Below are 21,644 nucleotides of genomic sequence, written 5' to 3'. Positions count from 1 at the left end.
TTGGTGCTGCATATGGATTTTGTTGATATGGTTGTTCTTGGTTTTGTGGTGCTGCATATGGATTTTGTTGATATGGTTGTTCTTGGTTTTGTGGTGCTGCATATGGATTTTGTGTTGTTCTTGGTTTTGTGGTACCGCATATGGATTTTGAGGATATTCATAATTTGGACGTGTTTCATATGGATTTTGTTGAAATTCAGTTTCTTGATTTTGCGTTGTTGCATATGGGTTTTCGTCATATTGTTGTTCTTGCTGTTGTAACTCTTGTTCTTCGTATTGTTCTGTGTATCTTTGTTCTTGTTGTTGAGGGTAAAATGGTTGCCTTGGATAAGGCGGTTGATTATTATAGAACATATTTATTCCTCCTTCATGATGATGCTTACCACTCAGTGTATGGGCGGACAAGAAAATATGTGATGAAAAAATGCGGGCGTGTTACAATAAGTAACTGGGTGAAGATAAAATGACAAAACAAGAAAAGATTCAAAAAACAATTACTTTTGTAAAACATATTTTAGAAAAAGATGCGAGTGGGCATGATTGGTATCATATTGAACGCGTACATAAACTGGCGATTTCTTTATCCGAGCAAGAAGGGGGAAATCGTTTTATAATTGAAATGGCAGCATTACTTCACGATGTGGCAGATGAGAAGTTAAATGAAAGTGAAGAAGAAGGAATGAAAAAAGTTTCTGATTGGTTAGAAGAGTTACATGTGGAAGAAGAGGAAAGTAAACATGTTCTTCATATCATCGCCAATATGTCTTATAAAGGTGGTCATGGCGGTAAAGTGGATTCACTTGAAGGGAAGCTTGTTCAAGATGCGGATCGCTTAGACGCCCTTGGAGCAATTGGAATAGCTCGCACATTTGCGTATGGTGGAGCGAAAGGGAGATTAATGTATGATCCAACTATTCCTCCGCGTGAAGTGATGACGAAAGATGAATATAGAAAAAATAACGATCCATCTTTAAATCATTTTTATGAAAAACTTTTGAAATTAAAAGACTTAATGAACACGAACGCAGCAAAACAAGAGGCGGAAGTTCGTCATCGTTATATGGAACAGTTTATTGAACAATTTATGAAAGAGTGGAATGCACAAATATGAAAATGTTAACTGTGGAAAACTTATCAAAATCATATGGAGAAAAACCGTTATTTGATGGATTATCATTTAGTATTGCAGAAGGACACCGTGCCGGAATTATCGGTGTAAACGGAACTGGTAAATCGACGTTATTAAAAATTATTGCAGGGGCAGAAATTCCTGATACAGGTGATATGACTCATTCTCGTGGGTATACAATTAGTTATTTATCACAGCAACCAGAGTTTGATGAACAACTAACAGTGCTAGAGCAAGTCTTCCATGGTGATACTCCTTTAATTCGTCTTCTTCGTGAGTATGAAAAGGCGCTATTACATATTGAAAAAGATCCAAGTAATGAAAAAGTACAGGAACAATTATTTGCAGTGCAGCAACGTATGGATGCAATGAGTGCATGGGAAGCAAATGCAAATGCGAAATCTCTTTTAACGAAATTAGGAATTACGGACTTCACTGCAACTGTTGGAAATTTATCTGGTGGACAGAAAAAACGTATTGCGATGGCGCAATGTTTTATTGAAACACCGGATCTATTAATTTTAGATGAGCCTACGAACCATCTTGATCATGAGACAGTGGAATGGTTAGAGGAATATTTAGCTCGATATAATGGCGCAGTATTACTTGTAACCCATGATCGTTATTTCTTAGATCGTGTGACGAATCGTATTTTCGAATTAGATAATGGAAAACTGTATAGTTATGAAGGGAATTACAGTACGTTTTTAGAAGCGAAAGCACTTCGTGAAGAACAAGAAATTGCGCAAGAATCAAAACGTCAAAACTTATATCGCCGCGAACTAGCATGGATCCGCCGCGGTGCAAAAGCCCGTTCAACAAAGCAAAAGGCACGTATTCAACGATTTGATGAGCTAAAGGGCCAAGAAGGGCCAGCTGCAAAACAGTCAGTTGATATTGCACTTAGCGGTAGCCGTCTTGGGAAAAAAGTACTTGAGTTAAAAGATGTGACGAAAAAATTTGGTGATAAAACGGTATTAAACAACTTTAATCATATCGTGAAACCAGGCGATCGCATCGGAATTATTGGAGCGAATGGAAGCGGGAAATCTTCGCTATTAAATATGCTTGCAGGTAAGTTATCTCCTGATAGTGGTGAAATTGAAGTTGGGCAAACTGTAAAAGTTGCTTATTATACGCAAGAAAATGAAGAGATGAATTTAAATCAGCGTATGGTTGAATACATTAAAGAGATTGCAGAAGTTATTCATACAACAGATGGAAAAGTAATTGGTGCATCTCAAATGTTAGAACGTTTCTTATTCCCGACTCATTCACATGGTACACCGCTTGGTAAACTATCTGGTGGTGAAAGAAGACGTTTATATTTATTACGTATTTTAATGGGAGAACCAAACGTACTTTTACTTGATGAACCTACGAATGATCTAGATACACAAACATTAACAGTACTAGAAGATTATTTAGAAGATTTCCCAGGTGTCGTTTTAACTGTATCGCATGACCGTTACTTCTTAGATAAAGTAGTAGATGAACTGTTCATCTTTACTGGCGGAGGCGAAGTGCGTGAGTTCCTAGGTAGTTATACAGATTATTTAGAAATGGAAAAAACGAGAGAACTTATGGAGAAAGCGGAAGTTCAAAAAGAGAAAAAAGTAGTAGAAGAAGCTCCAAAACAACAACGTAAACGTAAACTTTCATACAATGAGCAGCGTGAATGGGAAACGATTGAAGATACAATTGCCGAACTTGAAGAAAAAATTGAGTCAATTGGAGAAGAACTTGCGAAAGTTGGATCTGACTTCACAAAGGCACAAGAATTATCTGAAGCACAGCAGAAAACAGAAGAAGAGCTAGAAAAAAAGATGGAAAGATGGAGTGAACTATCAGACATGGTTGAAGGATTAAAATAAAAACAAGCTGCATATATTGAAAAGTAAAGAGAAAAACTTTACACTATTGGTAGAACCTATTTTAGGAGGGAAAAAATGAGAACATCTAATCCAATGTTGAAAAAAGAGGCATTCCGTAAAGAGGGAGCAAGCGCTTCTGCGATGACGATTGGCGGAACAGTAGGCAAAACGTTCATTATGCTTATCTTGCTACTTGCAACGTCTGTCTATTCATACATACAGATGATGCAGGGGACGATGAAGATGCCAGTATTAATTGGTGCTTTAATCGTTGCGGCAATCATCGCATTTGCGTCTATGTTCTTCCCGCGTATTTCACCTTTTGGTGCACCAATCTATGCGGCGGTAGAAGGGGTTGTGTTAGGAAGTATTTCAGCAGTTTATACAATGAAATTTGGCGATTCTATCGTTTTAAATGCTGTATTACTAACAATCTCAATTCTATTTGCAATGTTAGTGTTATATGCAACACGCGTAGTAAAAGTAACGGATAAATTCCGTACAGGCGTTATGGCAGCAACACTCGGAATTATGGTTATGTATTTAGTCGTATTCCTACTAAATATGTTTGGTGTAACTGTTCCATACATTCACCAAGGTGGTACAATCGGTATTATTATTAGTGCAGTTGTTATTGTAGTTGCTGCATTAAACTTATTACTAGATTTCGATTTAATCGAAAATGGTGTACGTAGTCAAGCTCCGAAATATATGGAGTGGTACACTGCAATGGGACTAATGCTTACACTAGTTTGGTTATACTTAGAAATTCTTCGTTTCGTTTCTTACTTTACGAAAAATGACTAATAAAAAAACCTGCATGAAAAATGCAGGTTTTTTTATTTTCAAAGATATATTGAACGTATGGTATAATATGGATATTGTCAACTTGAATTTAAGGAGATGGAATATGATGAAAGAGAAGAAGGGGATTATGAAAAAACTATTTTCTAAAAGTTTTTTCATAGAACTAGATGAAGCTTTAACGTATCCATCATCAGAAGTTATTACTTCAGCGATTGAAGGATATGCAACTGAATGCAATGAAAGACTAAAATTTGAGAGTAAAGTTAAACCGATTACTTTTTACTTAGAAAATGTAATGTACCGTGCTGAAATAAAGATGGCTCGCGGAGGATATTACATATCTTGTACTGAAGTGTAATAAATTTTGAAACCATACATGTTTGAACTATGTATGGTTTCTTTTTTTGTTTTGTAAGGTCTAAAATAATACTTTTTACTTACGGATATATCATTTTGTGCTTTTTACTATTCAAATACTTCTCCTTACAATGAAGAAAAATATGTGAGGTGGTATAACTTATGATGAATCGAGTTGTATTAATCGGTAGATTGACAAAGGAGCCAGAATTATACTACACAAAACAAGGCGTTGCTTATGCAAGAATATGTATTGCGGTGAATAGAGGATTTCGAAATAGTTTAGGTGAACAACAAGTCGATTTTATTAATTGTGTCGTTTGGCGAAAATCGGCTGAGAATGTAACTGAATATTGTAAGAAGGGATCACTTATTGGGATTACAGGGCGTATTCAGACGAGTAATTACGATGATGAACAAGGCAAGAGAATATATAGAACTGAAGTTGTGATTGAGAGTATTACCTTTTTGGAGAGAAGGCGGGAGGGGGCATCGTAATAAAAGGTGATTTTAAGTAATAGCTACGGAAAAAATTGTGGAAAGTATTTTAATAAACTTAAAGAAGGAGTACCGCCAGCTTTTTTTTGGAAAACAAGTAAAGAGTATACAAAATTTTATTACGTTTTTCGGCTAATCCAGTAACAATCGAGAACCGTAAAACCCATCACAGTATAGGAATGTATAAAAAGATGAATCGAGTGATAGAAAATAAAAAAGGGATTCCTTCTGAGAGTAAGGAATCCTCCTTTTTATTGTTTCTTGCAAGTGAATTATTTAAATTCTTGTCTATATAATTTAAATGAATAAATAGCTCCAACGAAGAATACAAAGGCTTCAAATAATATAAAGATTTGACGGAAATTCTCAATATCTTTACCAACTAAAGAAATGAATATGCAATTCATTAGAATTTGAGTAGTAAACATACAAGAAATAATTTTAAAATAAATAGGAGTTGTTCTTTCATCTGGTTTACCAATTTTTTTGTAAATAATAATAAGTGCAATTACTGAACCCAAAAATAGAAGTGCTGTAAGTCCTACAACGATATTGAAATTTCCTGTACTTTCTAACATCCATTTATTTAATAAATCAATCATTATTATCTTCCTTTCCTACATAAGAGAATATTTCGTTCTTCTTTTTCACTATAATAAAAAAAGAAAAAGGAAAACATCGAACTTTCTTACAAATACTCGTGTATTCTTACAGTTTTGTCATTTTGCAAATGTATTCATCGCCTTGTCTTGCACTATTTTCTTTGGAAAACATAGTGAATTACGAGAAAGAGCGCTACAAGATCAACTTCCGAGAACGAAAAATATGTAAATAAGCTGTCTATATGGACAGCTTATTATATTTTTTTGCTTAGCGTGTTTTTTTCAAAAATAATGGCGATGCCTCAAGAAATGGATAAAAAATAAAAATCATCGGAAACGAAAGCTTTTAAAATCCCATCCCTAATTTGAAATGTAAAAAGAATGAAATAGTATGGTAGCGGGAAGAAAGTAGTAAAATTAAGCACCTGAGTAGGAGTATATAGTGATAACATGTTACAATACAGCTAAGAACACGCAATAAAGGAGAGTTTTTTACGTGAAGATTAAAGCAATTGAACCGACGCCAAGTCCAAATACAATGAAAGTTATTTTGAATGAAGTATTACCATCAGGAGCGCGTAATAATTATACAAATGAAAATAAAGAACAAGCACCAATGCAAGTGCAAGAAATTTTGAAAATTGAAGGCATTAAAGGTGTGTATCATGTAGCTGACTTTTTAGCAGTCGAGCGAAATGCAAAGTATGACTGGAAAGTATTATTACAACAAGTTCGTGCTGTTTTTGGCGAAGAAGTAGTGGAAGAAAGTGAAGAACAACAACTGTCTCATTTTGGAGAAGTGAAAGTGTTTGTTCAAATGTTCTTTACAATTCCAATGCAAGTAAAGTTAACAGATGGAACATCGGAAGAACGCGTTGGCTTACCAGAACGTTTCAAAGAATCAATTATGAAAGTACAAATGTCTGCACCAAACGTTGTAAAAGAGCGTAAATGGGTAGAACAAAGTACACGTTACGGTAGTTTTGAAGAAATCGGGAAAGAAGTAGTAGAAGAGATTGTTGCTGCTTATTCAGAAGAACGTGTAAATGAAACGGTTAAAGAATTATTAAATCAAGCAGGTGCTGTTGAAGTAACGATTCAAAAGCGTGAACCATATAAAGTAACAGAAGAGATGATGAAAGATTCTGACTGGAAAAACCGTTTTGCAGCATTAGAACAAATGGATCCTACTGAAGAAGATATTCCAGTGTTGAAGATGGCGTTAGATGATGAAAAAGTTTCAATACGCCGTTTAGCAACAGCGTATTTAGGTATGGTAAAAGGTGATGAAGTATTACCGTTATTATATAAAGCGTTGTTAGATCGCTCTGTAAGTGTTCGTCGTACTGCAGGAGATTGTTTATCAGATGTAGGTGATCCGGCAGCGATGTTCGTTATGATTAAATCTCTGAAAGATCCAAGTAAATTAGTACGCTGGCGTGCAGCGATGTTCTTATTTGAACTTGGAGATGAAAGTGCGATTCCAGCATTAAAAGCAGCGCAAGATGATTCAGAGTTTGAAGTAGCGATGCAAGCACGTCTAGCATTAGAGCGTATTGAAGGCGGAGAAGAAGCAAAAGGTTCTGTATGGAAACAAATGACGGAGTCTCGTAAAGGGGAATAATGTATGATTGTTTTCTATGATAGTTGGTGTCCGATGTGTACGGCCGTTGCAGAACGTACGAAAAAATTAGATAAAAAGGGTAAGATGAAATTTGTTTCATTTCGAAATGAAGATGTAGTTGAGAAATATAAGCTTTCTCAAGAACTACAAAGTAAAATGGAACAAAGACTGTATATTTTTAAAAATAATAAGTGGTATGACGGCATTCAGAGCATAGATGTATTAGCAAAGGCCGTTCCATCTTATTGGTTTGCAGTTCCTTTTATAAAGCTATCTATCGTACTTGGTTTTGGAAGTAAAGTATACGATTATATCGCTAATAATAGAAAACTTGTTCCAGTGGGACATTGCCGCGGTGGGGTTTGTGAAATCCCTACAAAAAAATGAAATCATCGTTATCTTTCTTTTGCACCTATTAATAGAGCGTGATATGATGAATTTGGAATGAAAGTTGAAGGAGAGATTACAAGATGTCAAATGCTTATGAAGAATACATGCGCCAAATGGTAATCCCAATGCGCCAAGAGTTAGTGCGTTCTGGGTTTGAAGAGTTAACTACAGAAGAAGCTGTAACAGAATTTATGGAAAATACATCAGGTACAACTTTAGTAGTTGTAAACTCTGTTTGTGGTTGTGCAGCTGGTTTAGCACGTCCATCAGCAGGCCAAGCGGTTGTTCGTGCTGAAAAACAACCTGATCATCTTGTAACTGTATTCGCAGGTCAAGATAAAGATGCTACTGCAAAAATGCGTGAATACTTCGGAGAAATTCCTCCATCTTCACCATCTATGGCATTATTAAAAGGAAAAGAAGTTGTTCACTTCATTCACCGTCATGAAATTGAAGGTGCAACTATGGACGAAATTATTACGAACTTAGAGCAAGCTTTCGAAAAGAATTGCTAAAGAAGGGGGAGAGTAAATCTCCCTCTTTTCTTTATATAGAGGTGAAACAATGATCGTAACAACAGCTGGAAGAACAAACAAAGAAATGACAGATTATGCAAACAAGGTAGCAGCAGAATTAAATGCTTCTTTCGTTAAACGTAATGACATACCAGTACATAAGCTGCATGAGCAGTATGAACAAGATGTGCTTGTCGTAGGGAAGAACCGATTAGCTATTTATCCAAAAGGTACGGAAGAACCGTTTTTCTTTCATCCGAACTCAGCGATGTTTCGTGTGAAAAGGTTAATGTGTGGAGAACACGATCCGTTTGTACAAGCCACGCAATTAGAGAGAGGAATGACAGTGTTAGATTGTACGCTCGGGATGGCATCAGATAGTATTGTAGCTAGTTATGTGGTTGGTGAAAGCGGAAAAGTAACAGGACTTGAAGGCAATGAGTATATGGCTTATATTATGGAAAATGGTTTGAAAACATGGTCTTCATCCGTTTCTGAAATTGATGAAGCAATGCAAAGAATCCAAGTAAAGCAAACGGAGCATTTTTCATTTTTAGCGCAATGTGAAGACAATAGTTATGATGTCGTTTACCTTGATCCGATGTTTGAAGAAACTGTCATAGAATCTGACGGAATTAAAGGATTAAAACAATTCGCTTTGTATCATGATATTACTGACGAAACAATTGCGGAGGCAAAACGAGTGGCGAGAAAACGTGTCGTTTTAAAAGATCATTTTCGTAGTTCTAGATTTGAAAAACACAATTTTCATGTATACAAAAGAAAAAGTGCTAAGTTTCACTTTGGTGTAATTGACCCTTGCTAATTGTTTGAAAAGATGTATAATAAGCAATAATTAATTAAATATACTGTCTGTGATGAAGAGAGTAGTCTTTTTTAGAAGGAAAGCGAGCTAGGGATGGTGTGAGCCTAGTACGGAAGAAAAAGATGAAGCGCACTTCGGAGATGCTTCTTGAACGAATAGTAGAGAAAGCCGAGGCCCCCTGTCCTCGTTATAAACGGGAAAGTGGTTCGTAACGAACAACAAGGGTGGTACCACGGGTTAAAACTCGTCTCTTTTTTAGAGACGAGTTTTTTGTGTTTTAAAAAATAAGGAGGTTGTATCATGGATTATAAAATGCAGTTTGCGGAAAGTTTATCTAATATTTTCACGAATGAATTAACGCAAAAACAAATTTTAGATTTAATTGAAACACCGAAACAAGATGAATTTGGAGATGCAGCGTTCCCATGCTTTTCATTAGCGAAGCAATATAAAAAAGCACCAGCTCTTATCGCAAAGGAAGTTGCTAAGAAATTAAATGATCCGTTTTTTACGAAAGTAGAAGCCGTTGGTCCTTATGTAAATGTATTTTTCAATCGTGAAACTGTAAGTGATGCAGTATTAAAAACAGTTTTAGCGGAGAAAGAAGAGTTCGGTCAAAACCACTTTGGCTGTGAAAAAACAGTAGTAATTGATTATTCCTCTCCTAATATCGCGAAACCTTTTTCGATGGGGCATTTACGTTCTACAATGATAGGAAATTCGCTGAAACATATCGCTGAAAAATGTGGCTATGAAGTTGTAGGGATTAATTATATAGGAGATTGGGGAACACAGTTTGGAAAATTAATTACGGCTTATAAAAAATGGGGAAATGAAGCAGTAGTTAAAGAAGATCCAATACGTGAGCTATTTAAGTTATATGTCCAATTCCATGAAGAGGTGAAAGACGACGAAGAACTAGAAGAAGAAGGACGTGCTTGGTTTAAGAAATTAGAAGAAGGTGATGAAGAAGCGGTAGAGCTTTGGAATTGGTTCCGTCATGAGTCCCTTAAAGAATTTTCGCGCATTTATGAACTTCTCGGCGTAGAATTTACTAATTTTCAGGGAGAAGCATTTTATAATAATTTAATGGAAGATTTTATTGGGATTTTAGAAGAACATGAGTTGCTTGAAGAATCAGAAGGTGCATTAGTCGTTAATTTAGAAGAAGAAGGAATGCCGCCTTGCTTAATTAGAAAATCAGATGGTGCGACGATTTATGCAACGCGTGACTTAACGGCAGCTTTATATCGTCAAAACACTTATGGGTTTGATAAAGCGCTATATGTTGTTGGTCCAGAACAAAGCTTACATTTCAATCAATTTTTCACCGTATTAAAAAAACTTGGCTATACTTGGGTTGATGGTATGGAACACGTACCGTTTGGCTTCATTTTAAAAGATGGTAAGAAAATGTCGACACGTAAAGGAAGAGTTATTTTACTTGAAGAAGTACTCGAAGAAGCAATCGAACTTGCAAAACAAAATATTGAAGAGAAAAATCCAAACTTAAAACAAAAAGAAGTAGTAGCAAAGCAAGTCGGTGTTGGTGCAATCATCTTCCACGATTTAAAAAATGAGCGTTTGCACAATATTGAATTCTCATTAGAAAACATGCTGAAATTTGAAGGAGAAACAGGCCCGTACGTACAGTACACACATGCACGTGCTTGTTCTATTTTAAGAAAAGAAAGTGTAGAATTTGAAACATGTACATTTGCTTTAAAAGACAATCATAGCTGGAGTGTCGTAAAATTACTAAATAAATTCCCGCAAATAATTGAAGCAGCTTTCAATAAAAATGAGCCATCGATTATTTCGAAATATGTATTAGATGTAGCACAATCGTTCAATAAATATTACGGTAATGTTCGTATATTAGAAGAGAGCAAAGAAAAAGACAGCAGACTCGCATTGGTTTATGCTGTGACGGTTGTATTAAAAGAAGGATTACGTTTACTTGGGGTGGAGGCTCCTGAGGAGATGTAGCATAAAAGGTGTATGTATCATTACAGATATGTATGCCTTTTTATTTGGTATAGGAGTCATGTAAGCAGTAATCTCCCCTTATTAAAACCAATTTCTGGGGGGATTATTAAAAATGTAGGAATGTTTTTGTTAAATGGAGAATTGTAAGGGGTGTATATAAAAGGAGGCGTTAGAGGTTGGAAACATACGATTGGAACAGTAAACTAGCGTATTTAAAAAATACGAGAGATTTATATTACAATATCGATTATGTAAGTTTTCTAGTGAATTCAGTTTGGAAGATTTCTGAGCCAGTCCATGTTGTTGATTATGGTTGTGGATATGGTTATTTAGGCTTATTATTAATGCCTTTACTTCCAGAAGGATCAAAGTATACAGGCATTGATAGTGGAGAAACATTATTAGCTGAAGCGAGAGAGTTGTTTCGTTCACTTCCGTACGAGTCAGAATTTCTGGAGGGAGATGCTATAGAAATTGAATTGAACGATACATACGATATAGCAATTTGTCATGCCTTCTTATTACATATGAGTTCACCAAAAACGATACTACAAAAAATGATTCATTCAGTTAAAAGTGGCGGGAAAATAATCTGTTTTGAACCACATTGGATATCAAATATGTCTTCATACACTTTGGATGGAGAGAACCAATCGGAAATTATCCAGCTAGGCATTTTGCAGAATTTATTTGAAAGTGACACGCAGAGGAGTGGAAAAGATGGAAATATTGGTATGAAAATACCGATATATTTAAGTGAATTAGGTGTGAAAAATATTGAATGTAGAGTAAGCGATAAAGTGAACTTTTTAGATTCAAATATGCATCACAATGATAAAAACGATTTGTATCAATCATTAAAAGAAGAGGGGATTGCAGGTGATCCGGGTGATAAGCAACAATTTGTAGAATGTTTAATGGCTAGAGGATTAACATATGATGATGCGCTAGCTCAATATGAAGCTGAACTACGATTTTTTAAAATATTTCATGTGCATTCTTCTTTAGTATACGCTCCGAATATGAAAATTACATTTGGTGACATAGTATGTTAAAAGTCATGATATATAAGGATCGTCGTTTAATGTCGATATAATTTGAAAATCGCCGATATATTTGAATTATCGCTGATATAATTTTATGTACTAATTTCAGCTTCTACAAGATTAAAACCGCATGTTACGTTATTCCATATAATTAAACAAAATACGGAGAAAAATAATCATTTTTACTATATTTTGTTATAAATTTGAATAATATTAATTAATACCATCCATTATAAGAGATTTTAGTTGAATACATACTATATGATGTGTAAAATCTAAGCAAGTAGCAGTTTAAATATAAATTCGAGGTGAATGCATGCTAGATTTTAAGCAGTTAGAAGCGTGTTTGAAAGATAAGAGATTTGTAGACGGATTACAGGAAATAAATAATGAAATTGCATATATAAAAGAAACGAATACTTTATCCTATGTGAAGAATTGGCTTGCTAATATTCCTTCGCATAAGGAGTTTGACATATTAATTCGCCTTACTGATGAAGGGCTTATGCACCAATACAGTTCATTCCTCATTCGCTACGCTTATAAAAAATTCCCAAATATGAGAACGCTCTCTTTATATTGTGATGAGCTAATTGATGAGCGGAAAATTCTTGAAGCAGAGCAGCTGTTAAAAGAAACTTTGGAAGAGAGTAATAAAGAAGAAATAGATGCAGATTTTTTAGCGAAAACATATTTTACGTTAGTACGATGTCTTTTAGAAATGAAAAGAAATGAAGAAGCGCTAATGTATATGCAAAAAGCAGAGGAGTACAGTACGCGCGTAGTGTTTGATAAATGGGGCTACGTTTATATGCATACAGGCGAATGGGAGAAAGCGGAAGAACAATTTATTGCTGGCATGCAGCATGAAGATTGTGAAGAGTTATCTACCTATTTATTATCACAATTGTATGCAAATAAAGGAGAACAAAAACGTGCGATACAGTTAATTAATGATGCGATTGTAAAGTTCCCACAAGTACCATATTTTCATTTTGAAAAGATAAAGTATTTATTAGATTTAGAGCAATATGAAGAGATGTTAGCGGTAATAGATAACATAAATACTCAGCTGCCATATCATGCTTATAACACTTACTTTGTACATTTACGTGCAGAAGCGCTGTACAAAATGAATAAATTTGCAGATTTACAAAAGCTATTAAAAGAAGAAAAGAGTTTAAAAGAATCTTTATATCATAATTTAGAAAAAAATCCGGATGGAAAAAAGGTTCACTTGCCGATAGTTCCTATTGTACAAAAGGATAATTATTGTGTTCCGACAAGTTTAGAGATGATGTTGCGTATATGGGGAGAGACACGTACACAAGATGAAATAGCAGAGTTTATTTTTGATATGACAGGATCGAAGTTTTCAGATACTGTTTCTTATTTAGAAGAATTAGGTTATGAATATCGTTATTTTAAAGGGAATGAAGAGAATTATAAGAGACTGATTGATGAAGGAATTCCTGTTTTATTAAGTATAGATATTGAGCATGCCTCACACGTACAAGTTCTATCTGGATATGATGATACATTGCAAGCTTTCTATGTTCAAGATCCAAACTTTATAGAACCAGTTCTTGTAGAATATAGTAAATTACAAGAAAAATATCGTTATACAGGCTGTTTAGCAATCACGTTTGTTCCGAAAGAAAAGAAGGCGCAACTAGCGTTTCTAAGTGAGGAAGAAAATCGTTATTTTAAATCTATTTTTTCTCTTACGGATCATTTAGATGAACATGACAAAGAGGGAATTAGTAACTTAGTACAATTTTTAAAAGAAACGAGCGATAATCCAAATACGTGGCTATATACGATAAAGCACTTAGATGTTGAAGTAGATAAAGAATTTATTTTATATTGTATCGATAAGTTAATGGAAAAGTTTCCGAACTCGGACTTTGTTAAATTGCATGGTGCACAGTGTTTTATTCGTCTTCAGGAAGTAGAGAAAGCGGAGCAAATGCTGACAAGCGTTGAGAAGAAAAATAATCGTGCATTATATCATTTGATAAATGGAAGATATGCTTTTGAGCAGGAAAGTTATATAGAAGCGATTTCAAGCTTTCGTTCATCGTTACAATTAGACGCAGATCAGCCTATTGCTTGGAGTTTTCTCGCTTTATCCTATATGTATATTGATCAATCTGAAAAAGCATTGCAATACTCTCAAGTTGCGTTAGAGCGCAGTCCTGAAAGGTTCACTTTAACGAATCACGGTTTAATATTAATAGATTTAGAAAGATATGAAGAAGCATATGAAATCTTTAATGACTTGTTAAAAGAGTATAAATATGAAGCACATGTATGGTATGAACGAGCGAGATGTGCACATCAACTAGGAAAATTATATTTAGCAATAAAAGGGCTTAAAGTAGCGATTCTTTTGGATAGTAATGCACCTTACATTTATACGAAACTTTCGGAAATATACGAATCTGATTTGAAGGATGAGGAAAGTACGAAAGAAATTTTATTAAACGGTATTGAGAATTGTGATGATAAAGCACCTCTTTACGTAAAATTAGGTGACTATAATTTTCAAAATGATAGCTTGGAAGAAGCAGAAGTATTGTATAAGCGTGCTTTAGAAGAAAACGATGAGGATGTTTATTCTCACTTCGGACTTACACAAGTGTATATGGCAAGAGAACAATACAAGGAAGCAAAAGAATATATTCTTGGTCTTGAGAAGCAAATTGAAAAGAGCCAAGATTTCCTCATGAATGCAGGAATGGTTTTATGGGATGCTGAAATTGAACTTGGTGGAAATGAAGAAGGATTTAAAGTAGCGCTATCTAAGTTAGAAAATGGTATAAAGAAAAGTGATTATAATGTAGCAAGTGCGTTAGATGAATATGTGAATCGAATTAAAGGAACGGAATTTGTACAACGAGGTATAGCGTTTTTAAGAACGTTACACAAAGAAAGAAATGAAGTAAGTGAGTACGGTTGTTATGCAGGTATTTTATATGAATCTATTGGACAGTATGGCCAAGCGATGAAAAGATATAATAAGGCGATAGAACAAAAGGACACGGCATTACCGTATTACCGAATTGGTGAAACACTTATGGCATTAGGGCAATTGACGGAAGCAAAACAAGCGTATGAAACATGTTTAGAGCTTGATGGGAATTTCGTAGGTGTACATTTACAGCTTGCGGAAATATACGAAAAAGAAGAAAACCGTTCTAAAGAACAAAGTCATATGGTTCAGGCGATGAAGGAAGAGCCGTTGCATATTAATATGGAATATTTGGCACAGCTTTCAGTAGATATGAATCTTCAGGAAGAATTGCTGACTGAACTAGAACAATTAGAGGAAGAAGTACCTGAAATATGGCGTTTAGATGCGATTGCATATGTGTACGGAGCGATGAATGAAATAGATAAAGAACAAGCACAGATTGAATACGCGCTACAATTAGATGGTGAGCATATAGAAGTTCTATATCATTATGCAAAAGTATTAGTGAAAAAAAGAAATGTAAAAGCAATTGAAGTTGCAATGAAAGTAATACAAAAAGATTTTGATAATGAACGTATATTTGATGTTTATGTAAAAGCAGTAGAGCAACATAAAAAATTGTCTAACATACGAGATTTTCTTCATACGTTAAAGGTGAAAAAAGCAGAAAGAAGTACAGCATTCATGTATGCTGCAGCTGCGGTTACGGAAATATGGATTGAACGCCAGCTGCATGAACAGCCGAAACGATCTATCATTACGAGAGCTTTTTATCGTATGAAAAATCGTGCGAAAGAAATTTCAATGGTTACTATGATAATTGATTTATATGAAATCTCTTTAAAGTTAAATCCGAAAAATAGTATGGCAGCACAGCGATTTGCGCTATTTTATGAGAATTTAGAGATGAATAAAGAAGCAATAGAGATTCTGCACACGTCACTAGAAAATAGATGGGATTATGAAGTAGCGAAGCAACTTGTAAATCTTTTCGTTGAGTGCGAGGAAGAAGATATGTTAAGAGATGCTTTGGAATTAACGAAGCAAATGGTTCGAGAACTACCAGATGATTATGATACACTTCTTCTGCAAGCACAAGTATTCTTTAAAGCAGGGGAAGAAAGAAAAGCAGAAAAGATGACCTTACAATTAACGGAGCAAACACCGTTCGTAAGTAGAGCATTTCTTGCTTTAGGAGAAATGTATCAAAGTCAAGAAAGGTTTGAAGAGGCAATTCATGTATTAGAAAATGCTTCTATACATCATCCAAATGAAACAGCAATTCTCCTTTCTTTAGCGTCTTCATATCATGGTGCCGGCCAAACACTAAAGGCAGAAAAAATAGCAAATGAAGTATTAACAATGGATGCAAGTGATTTGTTAGCAAGATATGATCGTGCTTGTTATTTAGCACAGTTAAATAGAAATGAAGAGGCGAAGAAAGAGCTTGAAATTGTCCTTCGTGAGGATGAATCGGGATTCTTTGCTGAACTTATTGAGGATGATGAAAATTTAGCAGCATTGCGAGAATTTGAAAAGTAATTGTATAAGAATAGGGGAAAAGATAAGGATATATTTTGAATTAGTTGACAATTAGTTGTCAAATGGCATAAAATAACTTTTAACAAAGTATACAAATCTGAAGACGAGAAAGAGTAAAATAGTGAACTGTTCTCCAGAGAGCCGGTATATTGCTGAAAGCCGGTGGGCAGACGTTATTTGAAAATCATCTCCGAGGAGCCGAGGCTGAAAGTGAGTAAGCCCGGACGGATGTCTACCGTTACAAAGAACACGTATGATAGTACGTTGCTAAGCGCTATTAGTGAAAAAGCTAATAGAATTAGGGTGGTAACGCGGGTAAACCCGTCCCTACTTCATAGGGACGGGTTTTTTGTGTGCTTTTAAAACATTCAAAGGAGTGATTGTAGATGAAGAAAGTAGATGTAAAAGAGTCAGCTGTAGGGAGAGAAACACGTATTCGTAAGCAGTGGAACGAACAAAGCATTTTTGAACAATCAATTCAGAATCGAGAAGGCGCGCAATCGTTTGTGTTTTATGAAGGACCACCAACGGCGAACGGTTTACCACACGTCGGCCATGCACTTGGTCGGGCAATTAAAGATTTAGTAGCAAGATATAAAACGATGGCTGGTTATAAAGTAGTAAGAAAAGCAGGATGGGATACACATGGTTTACCTGTAGAACTAGGTGTTGAGAAGCAACTTGGTATTTCTGGTAAACATGAGATCGAAGAATATGGCATTGAACCATTTATTCAAAAGTGTAAAGAGAGTGTTTTCACATATGAAAAGCAGTGGCGTGAATTCACTGAAAGTATTGGTTATTGGGTAGATATGGATGATCCATATGTAACTTTAAAGAATCCATATATCGAAAGTGTATGGCATATTTTGGGGACAATCCATGAAAAAGGATTGTTATATAAAGGACATAGAGTTTCACCATACTGTCCAAGCTGCCAAACCTCATTGAGCTCACATGAGGTTGCACAAGGGTATAAAACAGTAAAAGATTTAAGTGCAACTGTGAAGTTTAAAGTGAAAGATAGTGAAAATGAGTATTTCTTAGGCTGGACAACAACGCCTTGGACACTTCCAGCAAACGTAGCGCTTGCTGTACATCCAAATATGGAATATGTTAAAGCAAAACAAGAAGGTCATGTATACATTGTTGCGAAAGAACGTGTACAAGAAGTATTAAAAGAAAACTATGAAGTATTATCTGTTCATAAAGGCGAAGAATTATTAAACACATCTTATACAGCGCCATTTCCGATGAAAGAAGTTACAAATGGTTACCGCGTTATCGCAGCAGAGTTTGTAACGGCAGATAGTGGTACAGGACTTGTTCATATTGCTCCAGCATATGGAGAGGACGATTATAGAGTTGTTCAAAGTGAAGGATTGTCATTCTTGCACGTTGTAGATGAAAAAGGTGAGTATACAGAAGCGGTACCATTTTTGAAAGGTAAATTTGTAAAAGATTGTGACGTTGACATTGTTCGTTATTTAGCGAAAGAAGGTTTACTATATCATAAAGAAAAATATGAACATAGCTATCCACATTGCTGGCGTTGTGATTCACCACTTCTTTATTATGCAGGAGAAAGTTGGTTAATCCGAACAACTGCAATTAAAGATACATTTTTACAAAATAATGATTCAGTTACTTGGTATCCGGATCATATGAAACATGGACGCTTTGGTAAGTTTTTAGAAAATATGGTGGACTGGAATATTAGCCGAAATAGATATTGGGGAACGCCATTAAACGTATGGGAATGTGAAAGTTGTGATCATCAGTTTGCGCCGAAAAGCATTGCCAAATTAAGAAAGCATAGTACGAAAGAAACACCGGAAGATTTAGAATTGCATAAGCCGTATGTAGATGAAGTTCAAGTCTGCTGCGAAAAATGCGGAGGCACAATGAATCGTACACCAGAAGTAATTGATGTTTGGTTTGATAGTGGTTCCATGCCATTTGCACAATATCATTACCCATTTGAAAATAAAGAGTTATTTGAAGAGCAGTTTCCAGCTGATGTTATTGCAGAGGGAATTGATCAAACACGCGGCTGGTTTTATAGTTTATTAGCAGTCTCAGCACTGTATACAGGAAAAGTACCGTATAAACGAGTGTTATCACTAGGGCATGTTTTAGATGAAGAAGGGCAGAAAATGTCTAAAAGTAAAGGGAATGCACTAGATCCAGTTGATTTAGTAGATAAGTTTGGTGCAGATGCGCTAAGATGGGCTTTACTTGTTGATAGTGCTCCGTGGAATGCGAAGCGTTTTTCTGAAAGAACCGTACTGGAAGCGAAATCTAAATTTGTAGATACATTAGTCAATGTGTATAGCTTCTACGTTTTATATGCAAATTTAGATGAGTATAATCCGAAAGAAACGTATGATGTAAAGCTTACAAAATTAGACGAATGGGTATTATCAAGATTGCATAGTACAACGAAAAAAGTGAGAACAGCACTTGATGATTATCAATTTACGAATGCAGCTCGTGAAATTGCAGTACTTGTAGATGAAGTGAGTAACTGGTATGTAAGACGCTCACGTAATCGTTTCTGGGAATCTGGTATGAACGCTGAAAAAGCTGCTGCGTATGAGACACTTCATGAAGTACTTGTAACAATTAGTAAATTAATTGCACCATTCACACCGTTTGTCGCGGAAGACATTCATCTTAATTTAGAAGGAAGTAGCGTTCATTTAGCTGATTATCCAGTTGTAAATGAATCACTACTTCAGCCGAAATTAGAAGCGGAAATGGATGCTGTTTTACAAGTTGTTGAACTTGGAAGAAGTAACCGTAATCAGCATTCTTTAAAAGTAAAACAGCCGCTAGCAGAACTTGTATTACTTGAGCATAACGAGAATGATATGGATTGGGAATCTTATCGTGATATCGTTATGGATGAGTTAAATGTAAAAGCGTTCCATGTTGAACTCGATGAAACAAAATACACATCATATCAATTGAAGCTTAATTTTAAAACAGCGGGGCCGAAATTCGGTAAAAATGTGAATGCAGTGAATGGTTGGCTAAAACAATTATCACAAGAAGAAGTACAAAACTTTGTATCAACAGAAAGAGCAGTTTACGAAGCAACACCAGGAGAAGAAGTAGTTGTAACTGCTGAAGATGTGTTAGTTGAGAAAGTTGCAAAATCAGGATTCTCTAACACGACTAACGGACAATATACGGTTATGTTAGATACGAATGTAACGGAAGAATTGTTACAAGAAGGAGTAGCGCGTGAATTCATTCGTGCGGTTCAAGAATATCGTAAACAGTTGAATTTACCAGTTAATTTACGAGTCGATGTTATTCTTGATACAGAAGTAGAGCTACAACGAACGTTAACGAACCATAAAGATTTATTGGAAGAAAACTTACTCGTTAAACAATTTACATTTGGTCACTTAACGAACGAAGACGATGAACTTTCTTTAGGTGAAACAAAACTTAGAATTAAATTAAGTGCAGCTAATTAAAGAAAAAAGGAAGTTGGAATGATTCCAACTTCCTTTTTCGTATGGAGGTAAATTAACTAGCTAATTTCCTCATAATCCATTCAATAGGTCCTCTAGAAAATTTCTTTCTCCATAATACGCTAAACAAAATACTGAAAATGAAAAATATAGTAGCAAATAATAAAACGAAAAGTAGTGTTTGATGTTCCATTCTATCGAATAGAATTAATGCTCCAATACCGATAAATACATGACTTACATAATGAGTTAATGTTAATTGACCTGTTTGTATAATGGAAGTAACAAACCAATTATTTTCATATTTTTCAGCGAAATAGAGACAAATTATTAATATAGCAATAGCAAATCCTGTAGCAGATAAAATATATAATATATTTGGTAAAATAGGTCCCGTATTAAACAAAAATGTAGCAGCTTCTTTGCCAATGTGTGGAATGAAGTAATGCGTGAGCCCTTTTGATAAAAGTTCTATCAGTATGGTGAATGTAATACCGAGCAAGAGCAACCTATCTCTAATCTTTTTATTATGAAGATCTAATTTGCCAATTATCATACCGATTAAGAAGAACGAAAACCAAGGGAAAAAAGGGTGATAACCATTAAAGAATAAATTGCGAAGAAAACCGTTTACTGTCCAGAAGTCTACATAGTTTATAAATGGAGTAGGGCCTCCCCAACCTTCGAAAGTATTGAAAGTAAGCTGAAGAGATTGTGCCAAGAGTAGGATAATAATAGATAACAAGAGTAATGCTTTTTTTCGGACTGTAATGAGTAATGCAGCAACGAAAAGGTAAACACCGTAGTAGTGTAATATATCCCCAGTCCACTCCATTACGTATAAAAGTAATCCTAAAATAAATAAGAATAGTGCCCGTTTCCAGGTGATTTTTCGGCTATTAGAAATTTTTATTTTTTCATTGCTAGCAACAGATGATCTAGTCATTAAAGATATGCCAATTCCAGCAAGTATAACAAACAAGGCAGAAGCTCTACCTTCAAAAAGTGACATGAAAGTTATTAAAAATGGGGGACCATTTCCTTCTGCACCTGTTATAACCATAAAATTAACAAGCAGCATACCAAACATCGCCAAAGCTCTAGCAAAGTCTAAGCCGATAATTCGTTTTTTAGTATTCAATTCAATCCCTTCTTTCAAAAATACTGTTTACAGCTTCCATCCATATTTGTCTATAATCTATATCCACATGTAACATCATAAAATTCCCGACATTATCAAGCACTAATGCTAACATATAAGCTTTTGAAACTAGATTTATATTTTCAATCAATTGCAGTTCATTTGCTTTTGTAAGGAGTGATTCAAACCCTTGTAAATATTCTGTTTGCACAGTTAGTAATCGATCTTTGTACATATCATTTCTTGAAGATAGTAATACATATTCTTGCAACACACGATTAAAATAAGGATCGTTCTGCTGTTCATCAATTATTTTGAATCCAATTTCAATGCATTTTTCAATAAAATTTTCTTTCGTAAACTCTTCTGTATGGAAGAAGGAAGAAAACTGCATCGCAGCACATAATTCTGTGAAAATACATTCGATTAATGCATCTTTAGATTTAAAGTAATAATAAATGGACGGTTTAGCAATTCCGACTTCTTCAGCAATCATTGAATAAGTCGTTTTGGTAATACCATGTCCGGCAAACAGTCGATAGCTTGCTTCCACAATTGAAGAGAGTGTTTCTTCACTTTTGCTCATAATAAAGCCTCCTAAAAAAGGTTATATAAATCGTATCATTCATTAATATTTTTATCAACCTACCGTTAGGTAAAAAAGTGGCCTGTTTTTTACAAAGTCATTTAAAAAGTTTAAGAGTTAAGGAATTGCTTTAGAAATATATTTCTAAAATATTGTGTTTACTTTACACATAAATATTGAGAAAATTTCACTTACCCTAAATGGAAAGGTAATAGAAGTGTCCATAGAGAATTACTCGTAGATTCAATTTTTATCC

The 21,644-nt window shown here is 34.9% G+C and carries 16 protein-coding genes, 2 pseudogenes and 2 other annotated features; of the genes and pseudogenes, 14 read left to right on the top strand and 4 right to left on the bottom strand.

What is annotated here, in order from left to right:
- Window positions 1-354: pseudogene (locus DN400_RS30010) on the bottom strand (hypothetical protein); the annotation flags it as partial.
- A 109-nt stretch (window positions 355-463) separates the two neighbouring features.
- Here DN400_RS30010 and DN400_RS23815 point away from each other — a divergent pair.
- The 5 genes from DN400_RS23815 (at window position 464) to DN400_RS23795 (ending at window position 4,665) form a co-directional block, all read left to right on the top strand.
- Complete coding sequence (locus DN400_RS23815; RefSeq protein ID WP_000165961.1) at window positions 464-1,111, top strand: HD domain-containing protein; 648 nt, start codon at window positions 464-466, stop codon at window positions 1,109-1,111.
- Window positions 1,108-3,003, top strand: coding sequence for an ABC-F family ATP-binding cassette domain-containing protein (locus DN400_RS23810; protein WP_147801966.1), 1,896 nt, complete (start codon window positions 1,108-1,110; stop codon window positions 3,001-3,003). The genes DN400_RS23815 and DN400_RS23810 overlap by 4 nt, the downstream gene beginning before the upstream one ends.
- A gap of 75 nt (window positions 3,004-3,078) precedes the next feature.
- Window positions 3,079-3,810, top strand: a complete 732-nt coding sequence (locus DN400_RS23805; RefSeq protein ID WP_001260655.1) for a Bax inhibitor-1/YccA family protein — start codon at window positions 3,079-3,081, stop codon at window positions 3,808-3,810.
- Window positions 3,811-3,913: 103 nt separating this feature from the next.
- Window positions 3,914-4,168, top strand: coding sequence for a DUF4318 domain-containing protein (locus tag DN400_RS23800; protein WP_000975133.1), 255 nt, complete (start codon window positions 3,914-3,916; stop codon window positions 4,166-4,168).
- 161 nt (window positions 4,169-4,329) lie between these two features.
- Window positions 4,330-4,665 carry a single-stranded DNA-binding protein gene (locus tag DN400_RS23795; protein ID WP_000982012.1) on the top strand — a complete coding sequence of 112 codons (336 nt, stop codon included), beginning with the start codon at window positions 4,330-4,332 and terminating at the stop codon, window positions 4,663-4,665.
- A 272-nt stretch (window positions 4,666-4,937) separates the two neighbouring features.
- On the opposite strand, the gene DN400_RS23790 is transcribed toward DN400_RS23795, so the two are convergent.
- Window positions 4,938-5,267: a hypothetical protein gene (locus tag DN400_RS23790; RefSeq protein WP_000566285.1), complete on the bottom strand. Its 330-nt coding sequence runs from the start codon at window positions 5,265-5,267 to the stop codon at window positions 4,938-4,940.
- Window positions 5,268-5,406: 139 nt separating this feature from the next.
- On the opposite strand from DN400_RS23790, the pseudogene DN400_RS30340 reads away from it, so the two are divergent.
- The 9 genes and pseudogenes from DN400_RS30340 to ileS form a co-directional block, all read left to right on the top strand.
- Window positions 5,407-5,481 (top strand): annotated as a pseudogene (locus DN400_RS30340) (transposase); the annotation flags it as partial.
- Window positions 5,482-5,763: 282 nt separating this feature from the next.
- Entirely contained in the window at window positions 5,764-6,891 is a 1,128-nt protein-coding gene (locus DN400_RS23780) for a conserved virulence factor C family protein (protein WP_000692589.1), read from the top strand.
- A 3-nt stretch (window positions 6,892-6,894) separates the two neighbouring features.
- Window positions 6,895-7,278, top strand: a complete 384-nt coding sequence (locus tag DN400_RS23775; RefSeq protein ID WP_000634891.1) for a thiol-disulfide oxidoreductase DCC family protein — start codon at window positions 6,895-6,897, stop codon at window positions 7,276-7,278.
- An 83-nt stretch (window positions 7,279-7,361) separates the two neighbouring features.
- A complete protein-coding gene (locus DN400_RS23770) occupies window positions 7,362-7,796 on the top strand; it encodes a BrxA/BrxB family bacilliredoxin (protein WP_000063706.1) in 435 nt (144 codons plus the stop codon).
- A 49-nt stretch (window positions 7,797-7,845) separates the two neighbouring features.
- The gene (locus DN400_RS23765) at window positions 7,846-8,622 is read left to right on the top strand and encodes a class I SAM-dependent methyltransferase (protein WP_147801965.1); all 777 of its coding nucleotides are present in this window, start codon (window positions 7,846-7,848) and stop codon (window positions 8,620-8,622) included.
- A 40-nt stretch (window positions 8,623-8,662) separates the two neighbouring features.
- Window positions 8,663-8,877: a binding site (T-box leader), on the top strand.
- A 45-nt stretch (window positions 8,878-8,922) separates the two neighbouring features.
- Window positions 8,923-10,611, top strand: coding sequence for an arginine--tRNA ligase (argS, locus tag DN400_RS23760; RefSeq protein ID WP_000384925.1), 1,689 nt, complete (start codon window positions 8,923-8,925; stop codon window positions 10,609-10,611).
- A 176-nt stretch (window positions 10,612-10,787) separates the two neighbouring features.
- A complete protein-coding gene (locus DN400_RS23755; protein ID WP_098236483.1) occupies window positions 10,788-11,666 on the top strand; it encodes a class I SAM-dependent methyltransferase in 879 nt (292 codons plus the stop codon).
- Between the two features lie 307 nt (window positions 11,667-11,973).
- The gene (locus tag DN400_RS23750) at window positions 11,974-16,176 is read left to right on the top strand and encodes a bacteriocin-processing peptidase family protein (RefSeq protein ID WP_147801964.1); all 4,203 of its coding nucleotides are present in this window, start codon (window positions 11,974-11,976) and stop codon (window positions 16,174-16,176) included.
- A 91-nt stretch (window positions 16,177-16,267) separates the two neighbouring features.
- Window positions 16,268-16,508 (top strand) — a binding site (T-box leader).
- Window positions 16,509-16,562: 54 nt separating this feature from the next.
- On the top strand, window positions 16,563-19,664 hold the full coding sequence (gene ileS, locus DN400_RS23745; RefSeq protein WP_098451708.1) for an isoleucine--tRNA ligase: 3,102 nt from the start codon (window positions 16,563-16,565) through the stop codon (window positions 19,662-19,664).
- 52 nt (window positions 19,665-19,716) lie between these two features.
- On the opposite strand, the gene DN400_RS23740 is transcribed toward ileS, so the two are convergent.
- The gene (locus DN400_RS23740) at window positions 19,717-20,802 is read right to left on the bottom strand and encodes a DUF418 domain-containing protein (protein ID WP_139213220.1); all 1,086 of its coding nucleotides are present in this window, start codon (window positions 20,800-20,802) and stop codon (window positions 19,717-19,719) included.
- A gap of 1 nt (window position 20,803) precedes the next feature.
- Complete coding sequence (locus tag DN400_RS23735) at window positions 20,804-21,388, bottom strand: TetR/AcrR family transcriptional regulator (protein WP_147801963.1); 585 nt, start codon at window positions 21,386-21,388, stop codon at window positions 20,804-20,806.
- Window positions 21,389-21,644: the final 256 nt, after the last annotated feature.

The organism is Bacillus sp. AR8-1 (assembly GCF_008042345.1).
GTDB classification, from domain to species: domain Bacteria; phylum Bacillota; class Bacilli; order Bacillales; family Bacillaceae_G; genus Bacillus_A; species Bacillus_A cereus.
The sequence above is the reverse complement of the archived record's forward strand: the minus strand, read 5'-3'. Positions and strand labels throughout refer to the sequence as shown.